Annotated in this window: 3 protein-coding genes and 1 pseudogene; 2 read left to right on the top strand and 2 right to left on the bottom strand. The window is 67.8% G+C overall.

Annotated features, from left to right (window positions below):
• Nucleotides 1-832, top strand: an 832-nt coding sequence (locus tag HP547_RS04870) for a cyclopropane-fatty-acyl-phospholipid synthase family protein (RefSeq protein WP_172285637.1), incomplete at its 5' end; no start/stop codon positions are given.
• Nucleotides 832-1,291 (top strand): annotated as a pseudogene (locus tag HP547_RS04875) (DUF2878 domain-containing protein). The gene HP547_RS04870 and the pseudogene HP547_RS04875, both read left to right, overlap by 1 nt.
• Here HP547_RS04875 and HP547_RS04880 read toward each other — a convergent pair.
• Together HP547_RS04880 and HP547_RS04885 are read right to left on the bottom strand one after the other, a co-directional pair.
• A complete protein-coding gene (locus tag HP547_RS04880) occupies nt 1,229-1,411 on the bottom strand; it encodes a DUF2256 domain-containing protein (RefSeq protein WP_172221440.1) in 183 nt (60 codons plus the stop codon). The pseudogene HP547_RS04875 and the gene HP547_RS04880 sit on opposite strands and share 63 nt — an antisense overlap.
• Nucleotides 1,412-1,424: 13 nt before the next feature.
• Nucleotides 1,425-1,678, bottom strand: a 254-nt coding sequence (locus tag HP547_RS04885) for a DUF3833 family protein (RefSeq protein WP_172285638.1), incomplete at its 5' end; no start/stop codon positions are given.

The raw sequence follows: 1,678 nt of genomic DNA on the forward strand, positions 1-1,678 counted from the left end.
CTACGACCTGGGCAATGCCCTGTTCGAGCAGTTGCTCGATCGCACCATGATGTATTCCGCCGCGCAGTTCGAGCACCCTGCACAATCCCTGGAGCAGGCGCAGCTGAACAAGCTGCAGCGCGTCTGCGAAAAGCTCGAGCTTGGTCCCGACGACCACCTGCTGGAAATCGGCTGTGGCTGGGGCAGCCTGGCCATCCACGCAGCCATCCAGCACGGTTGCCGGGTCACGACTACCACGCTGTCCGAGGCGCAATACACCTATACCCGGCGGCGGGTGCAGGACTTGGGGCTGGAACGGCGCGTGACAGTGCTGCGCGACGACTATCGCGACCTGCGCGGCAGCTACGACAAGCTGGTGTCCATCGAGATGATCGAGGCCGTGGGCCACCGCTACCTGCCCGCCTACTTCCGCCAATGCGCCGCCTTGCTCAAGCCCGACGGGCTGATGCTGCTGCAGGCGATCACCATTCGTGACCAGCGCTACGCTCAGGCCCGCCGCTCGGTGGACTTCATCCAGCGGTATATCTTCCCTGGCGGCGCGCTGCCTTCGCTGAGCGTGATGCTCGATACCGCCAGCCGGCAGACGTCGCTGAACCTGGTGCACCTCGAGGACTTCGGCGTGGACTACGCGCGCACCCTGGGGCACTGGCGCGATAACCTGCGCCAGGCCCGCCCGGCCCTGGCTGACCTGGGTTATGACGATGCGTTCCAGCGGCTATGGGAGTTCTACCTGTGTTACTGCCAGGGCGGCTTCGAGGAGCGTGCCATTGGTGTGGCCCAGTTGCTGTGGGCAGCCCCCCAGGCCCGTCGCGCGCCGTTGCCGGCAGCGTGATCAGCCGGGGCCGCTGGCAGCTGGTCAACGCCTTGTGGTTGCAGGCCGGCTGGTGGTTGTGCGTGCTCGGGGCACAGCACCCCTTGCTGTTGTGGCTGGTGCCGCTCGGCATCTTCGTGCACCTGCGCCTGTGCCCCGCCCCTTGGGCCGAGGCCAAGGCGTTGTGCCGGGCCACACTGGCCGGCTGCATGCTGGACAGCCTGCTGGGTGCGTTCGGGGTGGCTGGCACTGCTGTGGCTGGTGCTGGCCAGCGGCCTGCGTCACAGCCTGGCCTGGGCTGGCCGTCGGTTCTGGTCAGGGGCATTACTGGGCGGGATTGGCGGCCCACTGGCCTACCTGGCCGGCGCGCGGCTGGCCGATGTCGCCCTCCCCCTAGGGCCGCTGGTCACCGCCCTGCTACTGGCCCCGGTCTGGGCCCTCGCCTTCCCGTTGCTGCTGCGACTTGCCGCGCGGCCGTGAGCGGCGGCAGCGTTCGGAGCAGTAACGCACCTGCTCCCAACACCGCGCCCAGCGCTTTCGCCACGTGAACGGGCGGCCACAGCCCACGCACAACTTGCTCGGCAACAGCTGTTTTTTCACGGTGCGAGGGTGCTCAATCGCATGCTGCACCCGCTGGCAGGCGGCGGAAGAACAGCGTTATCTGGCCGACCTCCACGCCCAGCTTGCGCATGCTGGTGCGGTTGATCAGGGTCTCGTCATCCATCAGGTACATCCAGTCGTCCATGTCCACCTGCCAGTGCCGCCCGTCGACCGGGAGGTCCAGCTGGTAGCGCCAGCGCAGCGCGTTGCCCGCCATCTCGCCACGGGCTTCACCGATCACGTCGCCGGCAGTGCCACGCCAGTGCC

Origin of the sequence: Pseudomonas sp. CM27 (assembly GCF_013179515.1) — a bacterium.
Classification (GTDB): domain Bacteria; phylum Pseudomonadota; class Gammaproteobacteria; order Pseudomonadales; family Pseudomonadaceae; genus Aquipseudomonas.